This is a genomic window from Streptomyces sp. NPDC002680, assembly GCF_042889145.1.
GTDB classification, from domain to species: domain Bacteria; phylum Actinomycetota; class Actinomycetes; order Streptomycetales; family Streptomycetaceae; genus Streptomyces; species Streptomyces adonidis.
Genome location: NZ_JBIAQP010000015.1, coordinates 83612 through 108623 on the forward strand (window position 1 = coordinate 83612; position 25012 = coordinate 108623).

The window sequence follows — 25012 nt, forward strand, 5'->3', positions numbered from 1 at the left end:
GGTCGTGACGGCTCTTGCCGGCGGCTACTGGTTGGGAGCTTCCCGGTGACTTCGGTGTTGTACGCGCGCGGGCTGGTGCGCAGGGCTGGCGTGGTCTCGGCGGCCGGGGTGGCCGGGGTGGTGTTGCTGGCCGGGTGCAGTGGTGACGGGGGGTCGGACGGCGGGGCGGCGAGCGGCGGTACGGGCTCGTCGGCCGCGTCCGCTTCGCCGTCGCCCTCCGCCTCGGACTCCGGCTCGGGCGGTGGCGGTGGCGGTACGACCGCGGTGGACAGTGCGTTGGTGGGCAGTTGGTTGACCACCAGCAAGGGGAGTGCCGTGGCGTTGGTGGTCACCGGGGCGAAGGCGGGGTTGTTCGCGACCGGGGGGATGGTCTGCAGCGGTACGGCGGGCAAGGAGACGGGGATGCAGATGATCCGGCTCACGTGCTCCGACGGGAACAAGGACCGGGCCGAGGGGATGGTCGACTCCGTCGACGGGACGTCGATGAAGGTGACGTGGGAGAGCGGGCTCGGGACGGAGACGTACACGAAGGCGGAGGGCGGGCAGCTTCCGTCTGGGTTGCCTACGGCGGGGCTGGGGTCCTCCTGAGGGGGTCCCTCCGGGGGCGGGCGGTGTCTTAAGGCACCCCTGGTTGACGTGAACCTCGGGTGGGTCGCGCAACCCGGCGCTGTACGGGGTGCCGCTCTCGGTGGGACGGGAGCCGCCCTTAGCGGCACGCATGCCCGCAGCTGGGTGGGTCGGGCGGGAGCCGCCAGGATGGGCACCGCCCGATGGCAAGCGCGCCCGCAGCTAGGCGGATTGACAGGCACCGCCCAACGGCGCGCGGGCCCGCGGCCAGGCAGGTTTGCGGGCGCCGTCACGATGGGTGCCGCCCAACAGCGGGCGAGCTGGACGCGCGGCTCGGCGCCTGCAAGCTCCGGCCCGCTGGGCCCCGTCAGGGGCGCGGGGAACTGCGCGCTCAACCCCCACCGACCCGCAGCCAAACGGATCGGGACAGGCGAGGTTTTCAGGGGCGCGAGGAACCGCGCGACCAGCCCCCGCCGGGCCGCAGCCGGACAAGGCGCCCTAGGCGCCCGGTAGGCGTTGGTGGTTGTGTAGGGATGCCTGGGATGCCGCCCGGGTGCCCTCTGTCCAGCCTGCCTCGTCCGATACGCCCCTCAGGCGCGTTGTCGTTGTCGTCGGGAACAGGTTGGTCAGGTGGGCCGTGACCGCCAGATCCCGGGTCGCCAGGATCGGGAGCAGGGAGTCGGCGGTCTCCGGCGCCGGAGTTTGCGCTGCCGCCGCCTCCAGGCGTGCGCCCATCTTGTGGGCGTACGCCGCCAAGAAGGACTGGCGGAATGTCTTCGTGCGCCTGCGGCCCTGCGCCCGCTGCGCCGCCTCCGCCCTCGTCATCGCCGTCGCGGCCTGCACCAGCAGCGACGTGTACAGGAGTTCCACCGTCTCCAGGTCCGGCTCGAAGCCCACCACCGTCGAGAAGCCCAGCGCCTCGTTCCACACCGCTCGGCAGCGGTTCGCGTCGGCCACCGCGTGGAGCAGGACCGCCTTCGCCTCCTCGTACGGCGCGTCCACGCCCAGGCGGCACGCGCGCGGGGCGTCGGGTACGGGGGCGCCGGCCGCCAGCAGGGCCTCGTCGATGCTGTGCCTGGCCATCAGTTCCTGGGCCTTCGCGCTCAGCGCCTCCGCCTCCTCCGGGAAACCCGTCGCCTCCGCCTTCGCCAGCAGCGCGCGGATTCGGGGCAGCATCCGGGACTCCGGGCGAGCCGCCGTACCTCCGGGCGACCCGCCGTCCAAGGGCTCCAGCGTCGGCAGTGTCAGTAGGAGGCGGTACAGCTCCAGGACCGTCGTCGCGTGGGTGAAGCGGTCCACGCGGGCCGCGGGGGGCGTGGTCTCCGTACGCAGGTCGGTCAGTTGTGCCGTCCAGCGGCGGTCCCGGGCGCGGTCATTGCGGGCCTGGGTGACGATCAGGGTCGACACCGCGCGTACGTGTGCCTCGTCCAGTTCGCGCCGGACCAGGCGTACGACATCCGCCGGCTGCCAGCCCCGGCGCCAGGCCGACGCCACGAACTCCTCGCCCCGGCGGGCGAGTTCGGCGTCCGCCGTCGGGTCGGCGGCGAGGAGGGACGCGCCCGTGTCGAGGGACGTGTCCGTGTCGGCGTACAGGGCCGCCTTGAAAGCTTGTTCGACGGTGTTGCCGGTGCTGCTGGTCACCCGTCGATCGTGCCATGTCCGCCGACTTCGAGTGTCAACTCTTGGTTGACAGTCCACCACTGCCAACCTACGGTTGACACATGACGACGAACGAGCCCGTCCGGGCCTCCGTACGCCTCGACGACCTCATCGAGGCCATCAAGAAAGTCCACACCGACGCCCTCGAACAGCTCCAGGACGCGGTGATCGCCGCCGATCACCTCGGGGAGGTGGCCGATCACCTGATCGGGCACTTCGTGGACCAGGCACGACGCTCCGGGGCCTCCTGGACCGACATCGGCAGGAGCATGGGCGTCACCCGGCAGGCCGCGCAGAAGCGGTTCGTGCCGAAGGGCGAGTCGGACCTCGACCCGAGCCAGGGCTTCAGCCGCTTCACGCCACGGGCCAGGAGCGTGGTGGTCCTCTCCCAGGAAGGGGCCAGGGCCGCCGGCAACGACCAGATCCGCACCGAGCACCTGATCCTCGGCCTCCTCGGCGACCCGGAGAGCCTCGGGGCGAAGGCGATCACCGCGCAGGGCGTCTCCCTGGACAGCGTGCGCGAGGCCGCGACCGCCGGTCTCCCGCCACGCGGCGAGAACGACCCGGCCCTCATCCCCTTCGACGCCAACGCGAAGAAATCCCTCGAACTCACCTTCCGCGAGGCCCTGCGCCTGGGCCACAACTACGTCGGCACCGAGCACATCCTGCTCGCCCTGCTGGAGTTCGAGAACGGCGAGGGAGTGCTGTCCGGCGCCGGTCTCACCAAGGCGGCGACCGAGGAGTACGTCGTCGCGGCCCTCGCCAAGATCAAGGTGGACTTCGAGGGGGAGGGCGCAGGGAAGGACGCAGGGAAGGGCTGAAAAGCCCAGGTCAGGGGCGTTGTCAGACCCTCCTGCCACACTCTCGGACATGGCAGGCATGGCGGACACGGTCGAGCGGTGGGCGCTCGCTCCGGCCGAGGACGGTGGCGTGGAGATCGCCCCCCTCGGTCCGGACGGGCTGCCCGCCGGGCCGGTGCGGCGGGAGCGGGATCTCGGCGCGGCCGTCCGTGACCGGCCGGAGGTCACGCGGTGGGTGTGGCGGTCCACCGCCGAGGTCTATCCACGGCTGCTCGCCACGGGGGTGCGAGTAGAGCGGTGCTACGACATCGAGGACGCCGAGACACTGCTGCTCGGGCACGAGGGGCGGCTCGGCGAGCCCCGGTCCGCGGCGGCGGCCCTGGGCCGGCTGCGCGGTGGTCCCGTACCGCCGGATCCGCCGCAGCGGGCCGCCGAGCCCGGCGCGCAGTCGCCGCTGTTCGAGCCGCAGAGCGTCCGGCTGCCGCTGGCGGATCTGCTGGAGGTGTACGCCGATCAGCAGCGCCGGCACGACGCGACCGCGCACCCGGAGCGGATGCGGCTGCTGACGGCCGCCGAGTCGGCGGGGATGCTGGTGGCCGCCGAGATGAACGCTGCGGGGCTGCCGTGGCGGGCGGACGTCCATCGGGAGCTGCTCCACGAACTGCTGGGCGAGCGGTACGCGGGCGGTGGTGAGCCCCGGCGGCTCGCCGAGCTGGCGGACGAGGTGTCGGCGGCGTTCGGGCGGCGGGTGCGGCCGGATCTGCCCGCCGATGTCGTCAAGGCCTTCGCACAGGCCGGGATCAAGGTGCGGTCGACGCGGAGATGGGAGATCGAGAGCCTTGATCATGCTGCTGTGAAGCCGCTCGTCGAGTACAAGAAGCTGTATCGCATCTGGGTCGCGCACGGCTGGTCCTGGCTTCAGGACTGGGTGCGGGACGGGCGGTTCCGGCCCGAGTTCCTCGCGGGCGGGACGGTCACCGGGCGCTGGGTCACCAACGGCGGGGGCGGGCTGCAGATCCCCAAGGTGATCCGGCGGGCCGTGGTCGCCGACCCGGGGTGGCGGCTCGTGGTCGCCGACGCCGACCAGATGGAGCCGCGGGTGCTGGCCGCCATCTCGCGCGACCCCGGGCTGATGGAGGTCGCGGGGCGGGAGACCGACCTGTACAAGTCGGTCTCCGAGCGGGCGTTCTCCGGTGACCGGGAGCAGGCCAAGCTCGCCGTGCTGGGCGCGGTGTACGGGCAGACGTCCGGGGACGGCCTCAAGAACCTCGCCGCGCTCAGACGCCGGTTCCCGAAGGCGGTGGCGTACGTCGACGAGGCCGCCCGTGCGGGAGAGGAGGGGCGGCTCGTACGGACCTGGCTGGGGCGTACGTGTCCCCCGGCCGTGCGGACCGGCGACGACTCGGTGGAGGAGGCCGGCATCCCGCTCTCGGAGGACGAGGGCGCCGACCAGGCAGGGGCTGGAGCCGGGGCGGGGGCTCAGGAATGGGTTCCCGGGTACGCCTCCTCCAACTCCCGTGCCCGGGGCCGCTTCGCGCGCAACTTCGTCGTCCAGGGCAGCGCCGCCGACTGGACGCTGCTGCTGCTCGCCGCGCTGCGCCGGACCTGTGCGGGGATGGCGGCCGAGCTGGTCTTCTTCCAGCACGACGAGGTGATCGTGCACTGTCCCGAGGAGGAGGCGGAGACGGTCGTGGCGGCGATCCGGGAGGCGGCGGAGCTGGCGGGGCGGCTGACGTTCGGGGAGACGCCGGTGCGGTTTCCGTTCAGTACGGCGGTGGTGGAGTGCTATGCCGACGCCAAGTGACGCGCGTCAACCCCGCCGTCCGGTGGCCTGGGCATCGACCGCCGCTTCGCCCGGCGCTTCGGCCTCGGCCAGTTCGCGGGCGAAGTCACGGACCAGGTCGTGGGGCGCGTAGTGGCCGTACGCCGTCTCCTCCAGGAGTGCCACGTCGGTCAGGCGGTCCAGGGCCGCCTCGGCGCGGTGTTCGTCGGTCTCGGTGAGGCGGGCGAGGAGCTGGATGTCGTACGAGGGGAGGTCGAGGGTGCCGATGCGGCGCAGGGCGAGGGCGGCGTCGCGGTCGGCCTCGTGGGCGGAGGTGTGCAGCGCGTCGTGGGCGCCGGCCAGGGAACGGCGGACGCTCAGGTCGTCGTACTCCAGATACGGCAACCTGCTGATGGCGGCGGCCAGTTGACCGGCGAGCAGGTCCGGGGTGAGGGCCTGGCGGGCGGCGAGCCGGGCGGCCACGACGCGCAGGGCGAGCGGGAGGCGGCCGGTGAGTTCGACGAGGGGGTGTGCGGCGTCGAGACCGTCCCGTCCGGAGACGGCGCGCAGCAACTCGGCGCTCTCCGTGGCGGTCAGGGGGGTGAGGGGGAAGCGGCGGGCACCGTCGAGGGCGGTCAGCGGGGACCCGCTGGTGACGATCACCGCGCAGCCGGGGCCCGCCGGGAGCAACGGCCGTATCTGCGCGGCGTGTCGGGCGTCGTCCAGGACCATCAGCGTGCGTGTCGGTGCGAGCAGGGAGCGCAGCAACGCGGCTGCCGCGTCCGGGTGTTCGGGGATACGGAGTGGCTCGGCGCCGAGGTCGCGCAGTAATGCGGTGAGGGCGTGGGAAGGGGTGAGCGGGGGTGTGCCGGGACCGGGAGTGGTGCCGTGCAGGTCGAGGTACAGCTGGCCGTCGGGGAAGCGGTCCCGGAGGGTGTGGGCGGCGTGCAGCGCGAGGGCGCTCTTGCCGACGCCGGGCATGCCGTGGATCACCGCCACGGGAGCGATGGGCGTGACGTCCTCGGGGCCGGGGTGCCTCTCCGGGGTGAGGGTCCGGCACAGGGCTTCGGCGAGTGCGGTGCGGCCGGTGAAGTGGGTCGGGGGTGGGGGGAGTTGGGCGGGGTGGGGCATGGGGGACGGTTCCGGTGCCGACGCGGCTGCTCGCGGTGTCGGGGCGGATCGTGGTGGCGGGGCGGGAGCCGGTCGCGGGGCCGAACCCGACGTCGGCTGTGCGGGGACGTAAGGAACCGCGAGGTCGGCGGGCGTCGCAGCGCCGCCCTGAGCCGCTGCCCCCTCGGAGTCCGCCGGACCGCCCGACCCCGCCGGACTCTCCCGATCCGCCGGACTCCCCAGTCCTGCCGGACCCGCCGGACCGCCCGAACCCCCAACCCACTTCACCGACCCCACCGGACCCCCCGGAACCCGCAGCACCTCCACATGCGCCGCCCGCACGGCCTCCCCCGGTTCCACCCCCAGTTCCTCCAGTAGCCGGTTGCGCAAGTCGCGGTGGACCGCGAGGGATTCGGCTCGGCGGCCTGTGCGGTGGAGGGCGAGCATGAGTTGGCGGTGGTAGGACTCGCGCAGGGGGTGTTCGGCCGCCAGGGCCGTCAACTCCGGGACCAGGGCTGCCAGTCGGGGGCCGCCGATGTGCAGTTCCGCGTCGTAGCGCCATTCCAGGAGGAGGAAGTGAGCCTCCGTCAGGCGTTGGGTGAAGGCGTAGCCGACCGTCTCGGGCGGTGGCGTGCCGCGCCACAGGGCCAGGGCCGATGCGCACTCCCCCAGGACTCGGCGCCAGTCCTGGTTGGCGTGCGCCGCCCGCGCCCGTTCGACGTGTGCGTGGAAGACGTGGACGTCCAACTCGCCCGGGCCTACCCGCAGTAGGTAGCCGGGCGGGACCGCTCGGAGGCGTGTCGGATCGTCGAGGCGGCGGCGCAGTCGGGCCACGTGGTTGTGCAGCGAGGCCTGTGCGGAGGCCGGCGGGGCCCCGCCCCACAGCGCGTCCTTGAGCGCCTCGACCGGGACGACCCGGCCGGGTTCGAGGAGCAGGGCGGCGAGCAGGGTGCGTACCTTGGCGCCGCCGATCGGCTGAATTCCGTTGCCCGTACGGCCGTTGGGGACGTCGAAGTCGTACAGGACCGGCGCGCCCAGCAGTCCGAACCGCAGACCGCGCCGCATGTTCTCGCCCCATTGCCGTCTCGTCCGCTTGCCGGACGCACATGTTAGCGATTTGTTGGCGTGGCCTGATGTGATCACCTCAACGGAGCCGGTCCGAGGGTGCGCGCGTGGATCGCGCAGCTCGGGGGAGTGTCGCCGTCGCGACCGGATCCGGGTACGCGAGAGGGCCCCGGTCGCCAGAGGTGACGGCCGGGGCCCTCGTATCGCGGACCTCACGGGACCACTCGGTTCACAGGATCACTGGTTCATGTGGTTCATGTGGTTCATGTGGTTCACAGGATCGGTGGACGGCCCAGTCGCGTCAGTCTCCACACCGTTCGCCAGCTCATCGGGCGGCGCTCGCCCGCCGGTTCGCGCAGGCCCTCCGCGAAGCCGGCGAACCAGGCCCGCAGCGCGCCCGTGGAGCGGGCCCGCAGGACGGTGATCGCGATCCAGACGGCCAGGTGCACCGGGATCAGCGGCAACGGCAGCCGACGGCGGACCAGCCAGACCCGGTTGCGGGCGGTGACCCGGTGGTAGATGGCGTGCCGCGCGGGCGAGGTGCTGGGGTGGCGGAGCAGGAGACGCGGTTCGTAGAGGATCTTCCAGTCGGCGTCGACGGCCCGCCAGGCGAGGTCGGTCTCCTCGTGCGCGAAGAAGAAGGCGGCCGGCCAGTCGCCGGTCTCGTCGAGCATCTCCATGCGCAGGGCGTGGCCGCCGCCGAGGAACTGGGTGACGTACCCGCCGAGCATCGGGTCGCCCGCGCCGGGCCGGGGCACGTGCCGGCGCTGGGTCACGCCGTTCTCGTCGGCGATGCGGAAGCCGACGATGCCGAGCCGGGGGTCGGCGGCGTACAGGTCCCGTACGCGGCTGAGCACATCGGGATCGACGAGGAGGCCGTCGTCGTCGAGGTCGACCACGACGTCGATGTCGCCGAACTCCCGCAGCCGGGCCAGCGCCACGTTGCGGCCGCCCGGACAGCCGAGGTTCTCGTCGACCTCGATGGTGGTGACCTCGCCGGAGAGGCCGGGGAGTTCGGGGAGCGGACAGCCGTTGCCGACGAGCACGATGCGGTCGGGGGCGAGGTCCTGCTTGGCGATCGACTCCAGCAGCGCGTTCAGCGCAGCGGGCCGGTTTCCCATGGTCACCACGGCCACCGCGATACGCGGCTCCACCGTCATGCCACCCACCAGACCCACCTCGTTCCGGCCGCCGACGTCCACCATCGCGGTCGGATGCTATCTGTTTACAGTAAGGATGTATTAAGTACGCATTAAGTACGTCTCTTCTCCATAACACCCTTGCACAGCACCCTACGACTCCCGGGCGGGGCCGGACTCCAGCCACGTCCGCAGCGCCCACCACCAGTGCAACGTACCCAACGGCCCGGAGGAGATGCCCGGCAGATCGTCGGTCAGGGACTCACCGGTGAGCTGCTGGAGACGGGCGAGGCGGTAGCGGACGGTGTTGGGGTGGGTGAACAGGGTAGCCGCCGTCCGGTCGAGGCGGCGACCGTGATCGAGAAATGTGAGAGCGGTGACCGCTATCTGACGGTGGAAGTCGTCCCGGGGGTCCAGGTCCGCGAGCAGATGGGCGCTGAGCCAGGCGCCCAGCAGCGGCTGGTCGGCGAGGGCGATCTCGGCGGCCAGCTCGGTGAGTTCGTACACGCCGGGGTGCGGACGAGGGCCCAGGGCGAGGGCGCGGACGCAGAGGCCGTGCGCCGCCCGAAGTCCGTCCAGCGGTACGGCCGGTGAGACCACGACCAGCGGCCCGCCGCCCTCCGTACCGTCACCGTTCTCGCCCCACTCCCCCTCCCCTTCTGTGTCCCCGTCGTCGATCCGCTCGCCCGCGGGGAGCCGTGGGTACAGGCCCACCAGCCGACCGTCGAGCATGCCGAAGAGGCAGCCGCGCAGGGCGGCGAGCCGGTGGGCCAGGCGTCGGGTGCGGGCGGGGTCGCCGCCGGGATCGGCGACCAGGAGGTGGCGTACGGCGCCCTGGCGCAGCCCGGCCCGCGTCAACTCCTCGGCGGCGGGCGGTGGTTCGCCCTCGACGAGGAGCCGGCGGAGCAGTCGCGCCCGGGTCTCGCCGAGGGCGCGCGGGGGGTCCCACTCGGCGGCGCGGTAGCCGTGGACGACATGCCGTTGAAGGGCGTCGCCGTACTCCTTGAGGCGCAGGACCGCGGTGAGCAGCGCGGCGTCGGGGACCCCGGCCGAGCGGCAGCGGTCGACGGTGATCTCGACGGCGCGGGTGTGCGCGGCCTGGACTCCGCGCAGTACGGCGGTCATCGGCACGCCCTGGGCTGCGCGGTCGGCGCCGAGGAGGAGGGCGGCGGCGAAGTCCTGGGCGTCGATGCCGTGTTCGTCGCTGACCCCTGTACCGCTGCTCCCTGTACCGCTGTCCCTTGCACCGAGGCCGCGTTCACCGAGGTCCGTGTCGCCCAGCCAGGCGCCGGCCGCGTTGATCATGGCGGTGACGTGCCAGTGGGTCTCCGCCTCGGCGAGCCGGGCCACCTCGGGAGAGTGCGACCGGGCCGCGTGCACGAGTTCGCCCTGGACGTCCGCGTCGGCGGCCATGGCGCGCAGCACCTCGGCGACGGTCTCGCGGTCGGGCCTTCCGGACCGCTCGGTGACGTCGGTGAGGACCGTCATGGGCCTCCCCCTTCCGCGTCGGTGCGGTGTCGCCGGGACACAACGGAGGGTCGGACGCGTTGGCTCCCGGCTACTACCGCGCTGTCGTACCGACCTGATTCCCTGGGCGCTACCGACGGTAACCCCAGGCTCGCCAGAAACACACCCTTCGCGCGGACGCCCCACACGCCCGTGCGTGCGCATTCGTGTCTGCATCCGCACTCGCACCCGCATCCGCCGTACGTCCTCCCGGAAGGCACCCCCATGGAGCACTTGACTGACCCGGTCAGCCGCCGCCGGGCCCTGACCCTGGCCGGCGGCGCGGTCGCCGCCACCGCCCTCACCCAGACGGGTACGGCCTTCGGGGCCTCGGCGGCGGCCACGTCCGCCGACGCGATCGTCGTCGGCCACGGTCTCGCCGGGCTGGTCGCCACAGCCGAACTCGCCGCCGCGGGCCGCAAGGTGCTGCTGCTCGACCAGGAACCGGAGACCAACCTCGGCGGCCAGGCGTTCTGGTCGTTCGGCGGGCTGTTCTTCGTCGACTCCGTCGAGCAGGGCCTGATGGGCGTCAACGACTCGCAGGAACTGGCCTGGCAGGACTGGCTGGGCACGGCCGGCTTCGACCGGGGCGTCGACGACCCGCTGGGCCAGGACTACTGGGCCTACAAGTGGGCGGAGTCGTACGTCGACTTCGCGTCCGGCGAGAAGCGGTCCTGGCTGGCGGGCCTCGGGATGCAGTGGTTCCCGATGGTCGGCTGGGCGGAGCGCGGTGGCGGTCTCGCGGACGGCCACGGCAACTCCGTACCGCGCTTCCACGTCACCTGGGGTACGGGTCCCGCCGTGGTGGAACCGTTCGAGAAGAAGGTGCGGGCGGCGGTGGCGAACGGGCTGGTGACGTTCAAGCACCGTCATCGCGTGGACGAGATCGTGCGGACGAACGGCGTCGTCACCGGCGTACGCGGCGCGGTTCTCGAAGCGAGTACCGCCGCGCGGGGCAAGGCCAGTTCGCGGACGGTGGTCGGCAGCTTCGACCTGAGCGCCGAGGTGGTGATCGTGACGTCCGGCGGTATCGGCGCCAACCACGATCTCGTACGGGCCAACTGGCCGGCCCGGATGGGCAACGCGCCCAAGTCGATGATCACGGGTGTGCCCGCGCACGTGGACGGGCGGATGCTCGGGATCACCGAGAAGGCGGGCGGGCGGATCGTCAACCCGGACCGGATGTGGCACTACACGGAGGGCATCAAGAACTACGACCCGATCTGGGCGGGCCACGGCATCCGGATCCTGCCCGGGCCGTCCTCGATGTGGTTCGACGCGACGGGCAAGCGGTTCTCCGCGCCCGACATGCCGGGGTACGACACCCTCCACACCCTCAAGTCGATCGTCGACACCGGCTACGACTACTCGTGGTTCGTGACGACCCAGAAGATCCTCGCGAAAGAGTTCGCGCTCTCGGGATCCGAACAGAACCCCGACCTCACCAACAAGGACATCTGGATGCTGCTCTCGCGCATCTGGCAGACACCGGAGCCGCTGGAGCGGTTCAAGAAGTACGGCGAGGACTTCATCGTCTCCGAGACGCTGTCCGAGCTGGTGCGGGGCATGAACAAGCTGACCGGGACGAGTCTGATCGACCTCGCCTCGCTGCAGCGGCAGATCGAGGCTCGGGATCGGGAGATCGACAACGCGTACAGCAAGGACGCGCAGGTCATGGGTATCCGGAACGCGCTCTCGTATCCCGGGGACGTGCTCAGTCGTACGGCGTCGGCGCACAAGATTCTGGACTCGTCCGCCGGGCCGCTGATCGCTGTGCGGCTCAACATCCTGACGCGCAAGACGCTCGGCGGGCTTCAGACCGATCTGTCGGGGCGGGTTCTCGATGCTGCCGGGGCGCCGGTTCCCGGGTTGTATGCGGCTGGGGAGGTCGCGGGGTTCGGGGGTGGCGGGGTGCATGGGTATCGGTCGCTGGAGGGGACGTTCCTCGGTGGGTGCCTGTTCTCTGGGCGGCAGGCGGGGAGGGCGGCGGCTGCGGCCACCGCCTGACTGTCCTTCAGGTCCCTTGGGTGCGGTCCGGGGGCGGTGCCGGTCAGGGGTTTTCGCCCCCGCCGCCCCTACCCGTTCCCATCCTTCTGGGGGCTGCGCCCCCAGACCCCCGCTGTCGGCCTGAACGGCCTCGTCCTCAAACGCCGGACGGGCTGAGTGGGTGGGTGGGGGTGCGGGTGTAGTGGTGGGAAGGTCGCGCTGAACGCGCTCGTCCTCAAACGCCGGACGGGCTGAAATGCCTGGGGCTGGGCTGAATGATCAAGCCCCGACGGCCACCCTCCGGCTCCGACGGCCACCCTCCAGCCTCGGCGGGCACCCTCCAGGCTCGGTCGGCACCTCCAGGCTCGGTCGGCACCACCCAGCCCGGCCAGCACCACCCAGCCCGGCCGGCACCCTCCAGCCCGTCCGGCACCCTCCAGCCCGTCCGGCGTTTGAGGACGAGCGCGTTCAGCGCGACAAAGGGGGGTCTGGGGGCGCAGCCCCCAGAGATGGGAACGGGTAGGGGCGGCGGGGGCGTCAGGCCCGTAGCGGGTTCGTGCGGGTCGCCGCCAGGAGGTACCAGGCGGTCGCGCCCGTGTGGCGGTACGGGTAGTAACCGAAGCCGAAGCCGGTGTCGAGGGGGCTGCTCGCCGAGACGACACCGGCACGTTCGGGCAGGGCCCGGCTGCCGACGGTCTGGGCGGTGCCGAGGAGTTCCTGGGCCCGTTCGACGGAGGCGATCAGCCGGTGGGCGCGTGCCTCGTCGCCGTGGCCGGCGCGGTCCCGGAGGGCTAGGGCGAGGTGCGCGGTCCCCTCGAACCAGACGCCGTTGCGGTCCGGCTTGGGCTGGAACTCGGCAATGGGCGCGTCCTCGTTCGCCAGCAGGCTCGCGGAGCTGAAGGTGACTCCCTCGTACGACTGGCCTGCGGGGACTGTGCTGTTGGTGCGGTCGGAGCGGTCCAGGACGGCGAGTTCGGTGGCGGCCCAGTCCAGCGAGCGGGAGTAACGGCTGGGCTGTGCACGGGAGTTGAGGGCGAGGTGGGTCCAGGTCTGGGTGTCCTCGGGGATCGGGGACCTGTTGACGGTCTCGCCGTCGTTGGTACCCGTGTAGAAGAAGCCTCCCGGCACTCCGGCCGCTGTTCCCTCCGGCTCCCACATCTTCTCGACGAACGCCCTTGCCCGCGCCCGCCGTTGGCGCCACACCGGGTCGCCGGTGAGCAGGGCGAGGCGTCCGAAGAGGCAGACCAGGTCGGTGTTGTGCTCGGTCGAGCTGAAGGGAAGCTTCGCGTTGGCGCCGTCGACGCCGAACTTGTAGCCGCCGAGGGGCTGTTCGGTACTGGCATTCACCTCGATCCAGGTGCCGATCCGTACGGCGCCGTCGAGGAAGCGGCGCGCACCGGTCCGGCGGGCGAGGGCGCTCAGCGCGATACCGGCCCAGGCCATGTCGCCCACGGCCGTGCCGGTGAACCCGAACTGGGTGCCGACGTTGGCGGTGCCGTCGGCGCGTACGAAGCCGTCGGGCTGGGCGACGCCGTCGAAGAAGACGTACGGGCCGACGTTGTAGGCCTGGCGGAGTCTGCCGTCGTCGTACGCCGGGTCGTGGGCCTGGGCGTACAGCAGGGCGTCCCCGAGGGCGACGGCTCGCGTCCGGCCCGCCTCGGTGCGTACGGCGAGGTGGGCGAGGATCGCGAGGGCGTTGTCGTAGGTGAACGCCGTGCTGAACAGGCCCGCCTGGTCGGTGTAGCTCTGGGTGAGGCGGAGGTCGCCGTGGTCGGGGTAGGCGTCCATGGCGGCGGCGAGGAAGGTGTGGGCTCGGCGCTGGGCGGAGGAGGTTCCGGCGGAGGTTCCGGTGGATCCCGAAGTCCCCTTGGAGGAAGGGGAGTTGACGGCCGCGTAGGCGGTTCCGGAGGCCGCGACCGTGAGGGCCGCGGCGCCGAGGAGCGTACGGCGGCTGAGTGCGGAACCTTGTGGGCCTGGTCTGTCGGGGCTGGCGTCCATGGGTCTCCTCCGGTGGCCTGAGAGCGCTCTCATGAACGCGCGGGCTCATTCTGCTGGTGTGCCCGGGGCGGGTCAACGCCCTTGGGGCGGACGTCTGTTGGACCGTCCGCGAACACCGAGAAACCCCGGGCCAGGAGGGTGACCCGGGGTTTCGGCGGTGGGGGCGCGGTCGGCCGGTCAGTGCATGTCAGTGCATGGACGAGGCGTTGCGCAGTCTCGCGAACGACGTGTCCAGGCCCCGCTTGATGGTCCGCGCCAGGGGTGCTTCGACGTACTTGTGGACGAACCAGCTCAGCACCAGGAAGCCGGCGATCACGGAGACGACCAGGAGGCGGGCGTCCATGGTGTCGCGCAGGCGGTTGATGATCGTCGTACCGACGAGGTAGTGCATCAGATAGAACGGGTATGTCAGCGCACCGGCCGTGACCAGCCATTTCCAGCGGATGCGGTCGGTGTAGCCGAGCGAGACGGCGACCATGACGAGCAGGAACACGGTGAAGATCAGCACGCTGCCGCGCCAGCTGGAGACGCGTTCGACCGTGTCGATGCGATGCCCCAGTTCCCGCTGGCCCATCAGCCAGGACAGGGCGAGGATGCCCCAGAGCAGCAGGTCCTGGCCGAAGCGGTGCATGAGGTAGAGGGCGAGGCCCGCGATGAAGTACCAGGCACCCTCCGGGTTGATGATCAGCGTCGCAGGCCGGAAACCGGCGGCAGGGGCGATCATCGCGGCGGCGCCCCAGAGGCAGCAGAACACCACGACCTTGCGGTACGTCAGCCCGGTCACGACGACGGCCATGAAGAGCAGGTAGAAGCGCAGCTCCGACCAGAGGGTCCAGTACACGTTGTCGACATTCGGGCCGAACGAACCGGACTGCAGCATCGTGAAGTTGAGCAGGATGTCGCGTGTCCGGTGCCGCTGCCACACTCCGGGCAGGACGGTCAGGGCCACCGAGGTGAAGATGATGGCGAACCAGTACGCCGGGTAGAGCCGGATCACGCGGGAGGTGAAGAACTGCCTCGGGGTACGCCCCCAGCAGGACATGCAAATGACGAAGCCGCTGATCACGAAGAAGATCTCGACGCCGATCCAGCCGTACGCGGAGAACCGGAACCAGGTCGGCATGATGTCGGACACCGGCCGGTCCCAGATCACGTTGTCCGGCTGGTTGACCCGCCAGGTCCCGGCGTAGTGATGCAGGGCCACGACGAGGGCGGCGAGCAGACGGAGCCCGTCGATGGCGTAGAGCCGACGGTCGCCGCGCCCCGGGAGGGCGGCGTGCTTGGCCGTCGTCCGGGTGGGCTTCTTCGTCGACCCCGCGGCCCCGGCGGGCCCCGCGGGCCCCGGTGCGCGCTCGGCCGTGGCCAGCGGGAGGGGCTGGCGCGGCGACGGGATCATCTTCTGCATCCCGGCCGTGACCCGCCCGCGCATCGGCGGCCCGCTGTCCGCACCCTGCATCGACACCTGTTTTTCCCCCATCGGAAAGCTCGCCCGCACCGACCGTCTGCGCCCCTGGAACGGCGACAGCGGCCGACAGCGGAACGGCGAGCGCTTGCCCATCGACAGTCACGGCAAACCCGCGAACACCGTAGAACCTCATGGTTCACGCAAAGAGACTTCTGGGTCAGTTCAAGGGTTGTAGAGCGAAAGGGATCGGTTTTCGACGGGATCCGGAGGGTTCTGTTCCTGATCCTGATCCTGCTGCGGTCAGGGCGACGCGCCGACGACTGCCGTCCTACGCGACGGGCTCGTCGAAGGGCTCGTCGCTCCAGCGGAACCAGGCCTGGTCGCCCTCGATGTGCAGGAGGAACTCCGCGACGGGGCCCGACGGGGAGGCGAGGGTGAGGGCGCGGGCGATGCGTTCGTGTGCGGCGTCGAACCGCTCATGGTCCTCCGACTCGACGAGCGCGAGCAGCTCGACGAACCAGGGCTCGACCTCGGCGAAGGCCGGCTCGGGGGCGAAGCGGCCACTGAGCCAGGGGAAGTCGGCGTCGTCGATCAGGATCTCGCCGAGGAGCTGCTGGTCCCGCTCCAGGCGCCAGACCTGTCCTTCAAAACCCATCCCGGCACTCCCATCGCCCGTGACCGCAGCCTAGATCCCGGCGTCACCACTCCTCGCCGAGGGCCTGGAGTACGTAGAGGCGTACGGGGTCGTCATGCGGTGTCCGGTTCAGGGGGCGGCGGGGCGGGGTGGGGGCGGGTTGCTGCCAGCAGGGTTCTTCGGGGCAGAGGGGGGAGGTTCGGTCCTGGGGTGGGGTGTGTTGGGTGCGTCGGTGCCAGCGGCGCCAGCGGGCGTGGTGGGGGTTGGGGAGGGTCCAGACGTACGGGTCCGGGGTGCGGGGTGGCTGGGTGAGTGTGGGTGTGGGGGCTGGTGGGCGAGGGTGGAGTACGGCGGTCAGGCTGGTGAGGAGTCTGGCGGTCAGGCGGAGCATGCGGGGGTGACGGCCGGCAGGGGGAAGGTGGCCCAGGCGCACTTGGTGTACCGGCGCAGGTCGTATCCCCATTGGTTGGTCAGGGCCGCGATGACTGCCAATCCGCGTCCGTCCTCGTCGTGTTGACCGGCGGTGCGGGGTGCTGGGGTCTTCTCCTTGTCGGGGTCGGAGACCTCCAGGAGGAGTTGGGTGCCCTGGAGGGTGAGGGTCACTTCGACCAGGGAGAAGGTCACCTCCGGCGCCTCCGCGAACGGCATCGACGCCGAGTACGCCGCAAGTGGCTGGTCCGCCACCGACATCCCGCGTCTCCTCGGCATCCCGAACGTCACCGACGATGGCATTCCCGACATCTGGGCGCACGTGAGCGACGGGAGCGTCCGCCTCTATTCCGGGGGCAGGTCGGCGGTGGGCGGGTACACAACCGTGATCAACGGCTGGACGGGGAAGCTCGCGTTCGGGTGAGTCCGTCGTGACGGTGGGCCGACCGGATGACCTGTCATCAGTCGGCCCTCCGTCGTCCAGCAGCGGAGACGGCCCGTAGGAATCCGATCCGCCACCAACCGCTATAACAAAACTCTTGTTAAAGTGGCCCCATGGGTACACCCCCCTCATCCCCCGCCCCCGGCGAAGGCCCCGTCCGCCCCGTCTCCGTCTCCCTCCACGAGGGCACCATCGCCGCCCTCAAGGAGCGGACCGGCAAGCGAGGCATGTCCGCGTACGTCGAAGCCCTGATCCAGCGTCAACTGGAACGTGAGCGGCTCCGCGAGCTCATCGAGGACGCGGAAGCCGAGCACGGGCCGGTCGACCAGGCAGCGGTCGAGGCCAAGCGAGCCGTTCTGCGCGGCGAGGCCACGGGTTCGGTGAACGCCGCGTGAGCGGCACCCTTGTCCTGGACTGCGAGGGTCTGTCGAAGCTGGTACGCCGAACCCCCGAACTCACCGAGTGGCTGGCCGCGGCCGAGGGCGAGGACATCCGCGTCGTCACCAGCTCCGTCACCCTCGTCGAGGCCCGCGATCCCAGGACCGGTCAGGCCCGCTTCGACCACGCCGTCTCCCGCGTCAACATCATCCCGCCCACCGAGGCCATCGCCCGCCACGCGAGCAAGCTCCTGGCCGCGGCGGGCCTGCACGGCCACAAGTACGCCCTCGACGCGATCGTCGCGGCCACCGCGCTCGCGTCACCGGCCCCGGTGACCGTCCTGACCTCGGATCCCGAGGACCTCGTCATGCTGTGCGGCACGGGTGCCCATGTGATCAAGGTCTGATCTCCGCCACGTCTTCGAGGTCCGCACAATGCTCACCTTCGGCCCCAACACCTGGCACCGCTTCCTCCTACTCCTCCGGCTCCCACTCACGGAGCAGGTCGAACAGAGTTGCGTCTCCGTCGAGCCGCAAGGTGTCCGCCGGGATGCGGTCGTACACGAAGAGGACCAGTTCGTTGGCTGTCCCGTGGACGGAGACGCCGGGCTCGTCCGGGGTCTCGGCGGCGGGGGTGACGCGTGCGCCGGCGGCGTCGACCGTGAGGCGCCAGGAGCGGCCCTCGGTGGCGTGGAAGTCGAAGGCCGTGGGCTTGTGCGGCCAGGCGCTCGTCGTGGCGACGCAGGTGGAGAGGAACTCCTCGACACCGTCCAGTGCCACCTCGGCCGGCAGCGGCTGCGGGGCACCCACGGTGACCTGGGCGTCGTACGTGTGCACCGCGATCTGCTGGAGCTGGTGCCGGGCTACGGCGCCACAGGTCTTCGGCGACTGCGACGCGCCCCACCACGTCCAGCAACCGCGATCCGGGCCGGCCTCCCGCAGGGCGTCCACCAGTTCGCGCGTCGACTCGGCCAGCCAGGCCAGCAGGGCCTCGCGCTCCCGGGGCGCGGCCGGGGCGTCCTCCGCCGCGGACTTGGCCGTCGCGGTGGGCCCCGCGGCGACGGTGGCCGCCCAGGCGTGGCGCCCCTCGCCCAGGTGATGCACCAGATCGAGCAGCGTCCACTCGGGGCAGGTCGGCACCTGCACGTCCAGGCTGGGCGCGGAGGCGACCGCGGCACGGAAGGCGGTCGACCGTTCGTCGATCAGCCGCAGCAGATCGGGGAAGTCCAGAGTCTTTTCCACTCCGGCTGTCTATCACCGTGATCCGGCAGACCGGCAGCGATTTTCGGAGGCGACGCGGCGGGCGGGCGGTCGGCGAGTTCGAGGTCCTCAGCGATCCGGCTATCCGCTGTCTGCTGTCCCGGCGGACGATCCCTCTGCATACTTGTCAGTACGCGATCACACGAGCAGCTGGGGAGTCCGTCGCCGTGACCATCGTCTTCTCCCGCCGTACCGCCCTGCTGGCGACCGGCCTCGGCGCGCTCGGCGCGGCAGCGGCCCCGGCCCGCGCCTCGGCTGGTACGTCGGTCCGTCCGTCGGTCGTGCACGGTTCCGCGCCCGCGCTTCATCCCGAGGGAGTCACCTGGGATCCCGCCCGACGGGCGTTCCTCGTGGGTTCCGTCAGGCACGGCACGGTCTCGGTCGTACGGCGGGACGGCACGGTACGGACGCTGGTCGACGACGGCGTGATGGTGTCCACGCTCGCAGTCCACGTGGACCCCGCACGCGGCCGGGTCCTCGCCACCTATCAGGACCCCGGAGTGGGCGCCAGGTCGAGCGCGGCGACGATGTACCGGCAGTCCGGGCTCGGCGTCTTCGACCTGGCCACCGGTGCGGTGCTCCACCGGGTCGACCTGTCCGCCGTACCCGGGAGCGCCGCCGGTGTCCACGGCGCGAACGACTTCGCCCTCGACGCCTCGGGCAACGCCTACGTCACCGACATCGTCAGCGGCGAGATCCTCCGGGTCGACCCGGCCGCCGGGCGGGCGACGCTGCTGCTGAGCCGTCCGGATCTGCTGGGCCGCGACGGTGTGGGTCCGAACGGTGTGGTGTGGCACCCTGGCGGCTTCCTGCTGGTGGTGCGCTACGACACCGGCGCGTTGCTGCGCGTACCGGTGCACGCGCCCGGCCGGATCTCCGAAGTACGGCTGGACGAGCCCGTCGTGGGCGGTGACGGGCTGGCGCTCCGGCCGGACGGCACCCTCGCGGTCGTCATCAACCGGCTGGCCTCCACCGCCACTCCCGGCGTCGCGACACTGCGCTCCGAGGACGGCTGGTCGTCCGCGCGCACAGTTGCCCGCTCTGCCCCCTGGCCCGACCCCGACCCGACCACCGCCGTGGCCACCGCGCACGGCACGTACGTGATCGAGGGACGCCTCGCCGACCTGTTCGGGGGCACGCTCGACGACACGTTCACCATTCGCGCACTGCCGTAGGACGATCCGGACGATCCGGCCCGCCCGGCACCGCGTGCGCCCGTACACGGCCCCCACATGGACGCGTACTGGCTCCGGCGCCGGATCTCGCCGTATCTCCGCGTGCGCTCGCCCGCCGGCCGTGATCGGATGCTGTAGTGGGCCGTCATCGGGCCGGCGACAAGGGCGCGGGCGAGCGTGGGAGCGAGGGCGAGGCCGTGGGGCCGCCGGAGGGTGATCCGGGCTTCCCGGACGCCTGGTCCGCACAGGTGCGCGAGCTGCTGGGGCAGCTCCTCGACGGGACGCCCGCGGCGATCGCCGTCCTCGACACCCAGCTGCGCTTCCGGTACGTCAACGCCACCCTGGCCGACATGAACGGCGTACTCGCCGAGGACCACATCGGACGTACCGTCGCCGAGGTCGTCCCGGGGGTCGATCCCCGCGAGGACGTACTGCGGGCCGTGATCGCCGACGGCATCCCGCGCGAGACGATCTCCAGCGGGCACACCCAGGCCGACTCCCCGCTGGAACGCCGCTACTGGCACGGCGCCTACCACCGGCTGCGGCAGGACGGCCGGACCCTGGGCATCGTCGGCATCGTGCTGGAGATCTCGGCCGCCCGGCAGGAGCAGCGGGAGCTGGAGCGGGCCCGCGAGCGCCTGGCCCTGCTCGACGAGGCCGCCACCCGCGTCGGCACCACCCTGGACATGGACACCACCTGCCAGGAGCTGGCCGAGTTCCTGGTGGCGAAGCTCGCCGACGCCGCCACCGTGAAGATCCTCCCCGAGCACGGCACCAGCCGGGCGCCCCGCGACGGCTCGCTGCGGCTGCGCCGGGCCGCGCTGGCTGCCGTGCCCGAGCTGGAGACGGTCATGCGGCCGCTCGGCCGGCCCGGCGAGTACGTCGATCACAAGCCCGGCTCGTCCCTCGTCCGCTGTCTGGAGACCGGACGTCCGGTGATCGACAACCTGATGGACGAGGAGGAGATGAGCCGCTCGGCGCCCCACACCGGGAACGTCGCCGCCTACCTGGCCGCCGGTATCCACTCGGCCCTGATCGTGCCACTGACCGCGCGCGGTCAGCAGGTGGGCACCGTCACCATGGTCCGCGCGGGCGACTCGCCCCTGTTCGGCGAGACCGACGCCGTGATCGCCCAGGACCTGGCCGGGCGGGCCGCGATCAGCCTCGACAACGCCCGCCGCTACACCACCGAGCACAACGCCGTCGTCCAGCTCCAGCGCGCCCTGCTGGCCGAGCCGGGCCGGCCGCACCCGGACGTCGACGTCGCCTACCGCTACCGGCCCGCCGGGCGCGGTGTCCTCGTCGGCGGCGACTGGTACGAGACGGTCGCCCTCGACGACGGACGCACCCTGCTCGCCCTGGGCGACGTGATGGGCCACGGTCTGGAGGCCGCCGTCGCGATGAGCCGCTACCAGGCCATGCTGCGCGTGGTCGCCGCCCGCGAACCCGGCCCCGACCGCATCCTGCTCGAACTCGACCACCTGCTCCACACCACCGCCGCCGACCGCCCCGCTACCTGCGTGATCGCCATCGCCGACCCCGGCAAGGGCATCTGCACCTACGCCAGCGCCGGACACCTCCCGCCCGTCGTCTTCCGCCCCGACGGCCGCGCCACCCTCCTCCCCGTCCCGCCAGGACCGCCCCTGGGCACCGGCCACAGCCGGTACGTCTCCTACACGGCCCCCTGCGAGCCCGGCCACACCCTGCTCCTCTACACCGACGGCCTGATCGAACGCCGCCACGAGGACATCGACGCCTCCCTGCGCCGACTGACCCGCATCCGTGGCTGCCCGGGCCCCGAGGACCTCCTCGACCTGGTCCTCGACCGGGTCGCCCCCGACGACCCGGAGGACGACATCGCGCTGGTTGCCGCGCGGTACAACCGGGGCGGGTAGCGGAGCCGCGTCCAGGGGGCTGCTGTTAATCTCGTGGCGCTTGATATGTGCTTGTCATGGGGGGACAGCCGGGGGGCTGGACCATCTTCCTTCCGTCCAGCCGCTGTCCAGGAGACCCGAGTTGGCCCGTCGTCGTACCGCCGCGCGTGGCGTCATCGCCACCTTCGCCGTTCTTGCCGTGACCGCGGGTCCCGGCCCGCTCTCCGTCCCGGCCGGCGCGGAGACCGCCGCAGCAGCAGTCGCCGCGGACACCGTCTTCCAGTCCGACCGCTACGTCCCGCGCTCGGACCAGCTGTACTCCGCCGGTCCGAGCGGCTATCTGCACGTCCAGGAGGGCCGGTCGGGCTACCTCTGGACGTCGTACGACAGCGGTACGACCACCGAGCTGGGCGACCTCGCCCGGACCGGCATCACGGCGTACCTCGGCTCGTCCTCCGACACCGTGACCGACGTCGTCTCGCCGACCGAGAAGGTCGTACTGCGGGACATGAGCGCCGGTACGGCCACGGACGTCGCCCTCACCCACGGCCGGTACTGGGCCACGTACGGCAGACATGTGCTGACGCAGGCTCAGGACACCGACGGCAACCGGGTGCTGTGGCTGTACGGCGAGGGCGCGCCCGCCGAGGGCACGACCATCGACGGCTGGCCGACCGGGATCACCGCCAACTTCACCGTCCTGGGCGGCGACAGCGACACCGCCGTCGTCAGCTACGCGCTCGGCGGCAAGCGGCATCTGGCGCTGGTGGACCTGGCCGCCGCGAAGGTGACCGGCGACGTGGTGGTGTCCGCCGCTCCGACGGCCGCCGCGCTGAGCGCCGACCGGCTGGTCTGGTACGCGTCCGGCAGCACCGCACACGTCCTGGACCGCGCCGACCTGTCCGCCGCGGAGACGACGGTGACGATGCCCAACGCCCTCGGCACCCCCTACCTGGGCATCGCCGGCCGCTGGCTGGTGATCGCCCGTTCCGCTTCGTCGTCCGGCAACATGGCCGACGTGTCCGGCCGGCAGCTCATGGCCGTTCCCCTCGCGGGCGGCGACGCGCTCACCCTCCTCCGGCACGCGAACACGTCGGTCACCCCTACGCCCGACGGCGGACTGCTGGTCGCGGGCGGCGCCGACTCCGGGCACTGGGCGGTACGAAAGGTCGCCGACACGGGGGCAGCCGCGCCGACGCTGACGGAGGTGACCGCCGTCCCTCCGGTGGTCGCCAAGATCGACCGGCTGTCGCTACAGAACGGCCATCTGGCCACCGCCGAGTCGGACAGCAGCTTCTTCAGCGCCTTCTACTCCCGGCGCGTCTCGACCGCCGGTACGTCCTACTCGCCCGGCGCTCCGACCTTGCGGGCGTGGGACGACGGCGAGGCGGGCCCGTACTCCACCGGCGACGGCCGCGCGGTGACGTTCGCGACCGACCGCACCCCCGACGGCAAGTCGGCCATCCGCTCCATCGACGACTCCGACACCGCGGGCTTCGTCTATCTCCCCTCGACCGCCGGAACCGTCCTCGACGTCACCGGCCGCTACGCGATCGTCAACGGCTCCTCCCCCGCCAAGCAGTACATCGGCGACCTCGGCGTCTACACCGACCTCCAGCCGATCCTCACCCGCTCCGTCACCGCCGCCTCCGTCTGGGGAGTCAGGCTGTGGACCCCGGGCACCGCCAAGGGTGTCGTCAACGCGCGGGACGTGCGGACCAACAAGACCACCGACACCGTGAACACCGGCGCCCCCTGCGTGCCCAAGGAGCTCCAGGCCGTGGGCCGTTGGCTCTACTGGTCCTGCGGCCCGACCGCGTCCGCCGGTGTCTGGGACCGTACGGCGAAGAAGAACATCCCCGTTCCGTCCGGCGAGGCGCTGCTCGGCGACGGCTACCTCGTACGCCACGACACCTCGGCCGGGGCCCTCCTGCTCACCGACTTCGCCGACGGCAGCGCGGCCACCCGGAAGATCGGCGACCTGGCGGCGGGCAACTCCAGCCTGCGCGGGGTGACTTGGACCGTGGACAAGTTCGGCGGACCGGCGGCATATGTGGATGCGGACCAGCGGATCCATCTGGTGCCCAGCGGGGTCACCGCCCAGCCGCTCGGCGTCATCGAGTCCGAGGTGAGCGACAACGCCTGGGACAGCAGCGCGAGCACCAGCCCGTGGTGGCTGTGGCGCGGACTGCTCTCCAAGCCCGCCGCCTCCTGGACGGCCACGTTCACCAGCAGGGCGACCGGCGCCGTGGTGCGCACGCTCACCGGCGGCGAGGTCAACGGCAACCTGGCCACGACGTGGAACCTCCGTGACACCGCGGGTGCACTCGTACCCAACGGCATGTACACGTTCAAGCTGACGGCACGGCCCGCCGACGGGTCCGGCGCCCCGCTGACGATGTCGCAGGCGATGACCGTCTCCACCGGGGCCGCCGTACGCCACGACTTCACCAACGCCGCCAGTTGGGCGCCCGACGGAATCGGCGACATCCTCACCCTCACGACGACCGGCGTCATCAGCTACCGGCCCGGCACCGGCAAGGGCACGTTCGGCTCCGCCATGGCGGCCGGGGACAACTGGCCCTCCTCGGTGACGCTGGTCCCGTTCGGCGACCTGAACGGCGACCGCCGGGGCGACATCCTCGTACGGTTTGCCAGCGGCGAACTGCGGGCGTACCGAACCATGCGCGGCCAAGCCTTCCTCACCGAAACCCCGCGCACATCCTTGGGCACCGGCTGGAACCAGTACAACCTGCTGACTTCCCCGGGTGACATCAGCGGCGACGGCCGCCCGGACCTGATCGCGCGCAAGGCGTCGACGGGCGAGGTGTTCCTCTACAAGGGCACGAGCGCGGGCAAGCTGTCGGCGCGCGTCCGCATCGCCACCAACTGGTCCGGCTACAAGAAGATCGTGGGCGTCGGCGACTTCAACGGCGACGGCCGCGGCGACCTGTTGGCCCAGGACAAGTCCAACACCCTCTGGCGGTACGACGGTACGGGCACCGGCGGCTTCAAGGCCCGGGTGAAGGTCGCCGCCAACTGGGGCTCGACCTACAACGCCGTCATCGGTGTCGGCGACATCACCGGCGACGCCAAGGCGGACATCGTCTCCCGCGACACGGCCGGGAACGTGTGGCGCAACACCGGCAACGGAAAGGGCTCGTTCGGGCCCCGGACGAGGATCGCGACAGGCTGGAAGGGATTCAAGGGCCTTTACTGACCCTCGGTTTGAGGGCCTGGCAGCGGGCGCAGCATCCGCAGGACCATGTCCACGGTGCGCTCGACGGGACGGCGGCGCGTGGTGACCGGCATCAGGAGGGTGCGGGCGAGCACCGCGCCCAGGAGCATGTCGAAGACGTCGTCCGGGTCCACGGCGGGGTCGATGCTGCCGGGCGGCGCCGCGCGCAGGATGTCCAGGAACTGGGGGCGTGCCGACACCCGCAGGTCCGTCTCCGGCGTGCGGGGACGCCCCGAGGTCTGGTGGTGGGCGAGGAGACCGGCCGCCGCCGCGCGTGCCGCAGGGGCGCCGAAGGCCGCCAGGTAGGCGCGGACGAACCGGCGGACGTCGCGGCGCAGATCGCCCGTGGGCCGGACGCTCAGCGGGCTGAGTCCGGGGAACGTGGCCTCCTCGATCAGCTCGATCCGGGTCGGCCAGCGCCGGTAGATGGCGGACGCGTGGACGCCGGAGTGCTCCGCGACGGCCTGGATCGTCGTCGCGTCGAAGCCGCGCTCGACGAGCAGTTCGCGGGTCGCCGCGAGGGCCCGCTCGTCGATGCTCGTGTCGCGTGGACGCCCCGGGCGGCGGCGGGACTCTGTCATGGCGG

Annotated in this window: 20 protein-coding genes; 9 read left to right on the forward strand and 11 right to left on the reverse strand. The window is 71.7% G+C overall.

The window, feature by feature from the left end; all coding sequences use genetic code 11:
- The first annotated feature begins 45 nt into the window (after nt 1–45).
- On the forward strand, nt 46–588 hold the full coding sequence (locus tag ACFYXF_RS34365; protein WP_389355630.1) for a hypothetical protein: 543 nt from the start codon (nt 46–48) through the stop codon (nt 586–588).
- A gap of 477 nt (nt 589–1065) precedes the next feature.
- Here ACFYXF_RS34365 and ACFYXF_RS34370 read toward each other — a convergent pair whose 3' ends face one another.
- On the reverse strand, nt 1066–2208 hold the full coding sequence (locus ACFYXF_RS34370) for a DUF2786 domain-containing protein (protein ID WP_389355632.1): 1143 nt from the start codon (nt 2206–2208) through the stop codon (nt 1066–1068).
- 80 nt (nt 2209–2288) lie between these two features.
- Between ACFYXF_RS34370 and ACFYXF_RS34375 the strand changes: the two genes are divergently transcribed.
- A complete protein-coding gene (locus tag ACFYXF_RS34375; protein WP_389355634.1) occupies nt 2289–3047 on the forward strand; it encodes a Clp protease N-terminal domain-containing protein in 759 nt (252 codons plus the stop codon).
- Between the two features lie 58 nt (nt 3048–3105).
- Nucleotides 3106–4830 (forward strand): bifunctional 3'-5' exonuclease/DNA polymerase, encoded by a 1725-nt coding sequence (locus ACFYXF_RS34380; protein WP_389355993.1) that lies wholly within the window; start codon nt 3106–3108, stop codon nt 4828–4830.
- A 6-nt stretch (nt 4831–4836) separates the two neighbouring features.
- On the opposite strand, the gene ACFYXF_RS34385 is transcribed toward ACFYXF_RS34380, so the two are convergent.
- The 3 genes from ACFYXF_RS34385 to ACFYXF_RS34395 all read right to left on the reverse strand — a co-directional run bounded on the left by ACFYXF_RS34385 (nt 4837) and on the right by ACFYXF_RS34395 (nt 9590).
- Complete coding sequence (locus ACFYXF_RS34385; RefSeq protein ID WP_389355635.1) at nt 4837–6963, reverse strand: BTAD domain-containing putative transcriptional regulator; 2127 nt, start codon at nt 6961–6963, stop codon at nt 4837–4839.
- A gap of 272 nt (nt 6964–7235) precedes the next feature.
- On the reverse strand, nt 7236–8168 hold the full coding sequence (locus tag ACFYXF_RS34390) for a glycosyltransferase family 2 protein (RefSeq protein ID WP_389355637.1): 933 nt from the start codon (nt 8166–8168) through the stop codon (nt 7236–7238).
- A gap of 87 nt (nt 8169–8255) precedes the next feature.
- Entirely contained in the window at nt 8256–9590 is a 1335-nt protein-coding gene (locus ACFYXF_RS34395) for a PucR family transcriptional regulator (protein ID WP_389355639.1), read from the reverse strand.
- Between the two features lie 243 nt (nt 9591–9833).
- Here ACFYXF_RS34395 and ACFYXF_RS34400 point away from each other — a divergent pair, with 243 nt between their 5' ends.
- Nucleotides 9834–11615, forward strand: coding sequence for an FAD-binding dehydrogenase (locus tag ACFYXF_RS34400; protein ID WP_389355641.1), 1782 nt, complete (start codon nt 9834–9836; stop codon nt 11613–11615).
- 516 nt (nt 11616–12131) lie between these two features.
- On the opposite strand, the gene ACFYXF_RS34405 is transcribed toward ACFYXF_RS34400, so the two are convergent.
- The 5 genes from ACFYXF_RS34405 to ACFYXF_RS34425 all read right to left on the reverse strand — a co-directional run bounded on the left by ACFYXF_RS34405 (nt 12132) and on the right by ACFYXF_RS34425 (nt 16321).
- Nucleotides 12132–13592: a Tat pathway signal sequence domain protein gene (locus tag ACFYXF_RS34405; RefSeq protein WP_389355643.1), complete on the reverse strand. Its 1461-nt coding sequence runs from the start codon at nt 13590–13592 to the stop codon at nt 12132–12134.
- 187 nt (nt 13593–13779) lie between these two features.
- Complete coding sequence (locus ACFYXF_RS34410) at nt 13780–15054, reverse strand: acyltransferase family protein (RefSeq protein ID WP_389355644.1); 1275 nt, start codon at nt 15052–15054, stop codon at nt 13780–13782.
- A 271-nt stretch (nt 15055–15325) separates the two neighbouring features.
- Complete coding sequence (locus ACFYXF_RS34415) at nt 15326–15652, reverse strand: hypothetical protein (protein WP_389355646.1); 327 nt, start codon at nt 15650–15652, stop codon at nt 15326–15328.
- A 43-nt stretch (nt 15653–15695) separates the two neighbouring features.
- Entirely contained in the window at nt 15696–16022 is a 327-nt protein-coding gene (locus ACFYXF_RS34420; RefSeq protein WP_389355647.1) for a hypothetical protein, read from the reverse strand.
- Complete coding sequence (locus ACFYXF_RS34425; protein WP_389355648.1) at nt 16010–16321, reverse strand: hypothetical protein; 312 nt, start codon at nt 16319–16321, stop codon at nt 16010–16012. The genes ACFYXF_RS34420 and ACFYXF_RS34425 overlap by 13 nt, the downstream gene beginning before the upstream one ends.
- Nucleotides 16322–16615: 294 nt before the next feature.
- On the opposite strand from ACFYXF_RS34425, the gene ACFYXF_RS34430 reads away from it, so the two are divergent.
- Nucleotides 16616–16897, forward strand: a complete 282-nt coding sequence (locus tag ACFYXF_RS34430) for a hypothetical protein (RefSeq protein WP_389355650.1) — start codon at nt 16616–16618, stop codon at nt 16895–16897.
- Entirely contained in the window at nt 16894–17286 is a 393-nt protein-coding gene (locus ACFYXF_RS34435) for a type II toxin-antitoxin system VapC family toxin (RefSeq protein WP_389355652.1), read from the forward strand. Before ACFYXF_RS34430 ends, ACFYXF_RS34435 begins: the two co-directional genes overlap by 4 nt.
- A gap of 67 nt (nt 17287–17353) precedes the next feature.
- Here ACFYXF_RS34435 and ACFYXF_RS34440 read toward each other — a convergent pair whose 3' ends face one another.
- A complete protein-coding gene (locus ACFYXF_RS34440; RefSeq protein ID WP_389355654.1) occupies nt 17354–18121 on the reverse strand; it encodes a maleylpyruvate isomerase family mycothiol-dependent enzyme in 768 nt (255 codons plus the stop codon).
- Between the two features lie 185 nt (nt 18122–18306).
- Between ACFYXF_RS34440 and ACFYXF_RS34445 the strand changes: the two genes are divergently transcribed.
- The 3 genes from ACFYXF_RS34445 to ACFYXF_RS34455 all read left to right on the forward strand — a co-directional run bounded on the left by ACFYXF_RS34445 (nt 18307) and on the right by ACFYXF_RS34455 (nt 24408).
- Entirely contained in the window at nt 18307–19314 is a 1008-nt protein-coding gene (locus ACFYXF_RS34445; protein ID WP_389355656.1) for a hypothetical protein, read from the forward strand.
- Nucleotides 19315–19451: 137 nt separating this feature from the next.
- A complete protein-coding gene (locus ACFYXF_RS34450; RefSeq protein ID WP_389355658.1) occupies nt 19452–21209 on the forward strand; it encodes a SpoIIE family protein phosphatase in 1758 nt (585 codons plus the stop codon).
- Between the two features lie 121 nt (nt 21210–21330).
- On the forward strand, nt 21331–24408 hold the full coding sequence (locus ACFYXF_RS34455) for an FG-GAP-like repeat-containing protein (protein WP_389355660.1): 3078 nt from the start codon (nt 21331–21333) through the stop codon (nt 24406–24408).
- Here ACFYXF_RS34455 and ACFYXF_RS34460 read toward each other — a convergent pair.
- On the reverse strand, nt 24402–25007 hold the full coding sequence (locus ACFYXF_RS34460) for a TetR/AcrR family transcriptional regulator (RefSeq protein ID WP_389355662.1): 606 nt from the start codon (nt 25005–25007) through the stop codon (nt 24402–24404). The two genes, ACFYXF_RS34455 and ACFYXF_RS34460, sit on opposite strands and share 7 nt — an antisense overlap.
- Between the last annotated feature and the right edge of the window lie 5 nt (nt 25008–25012).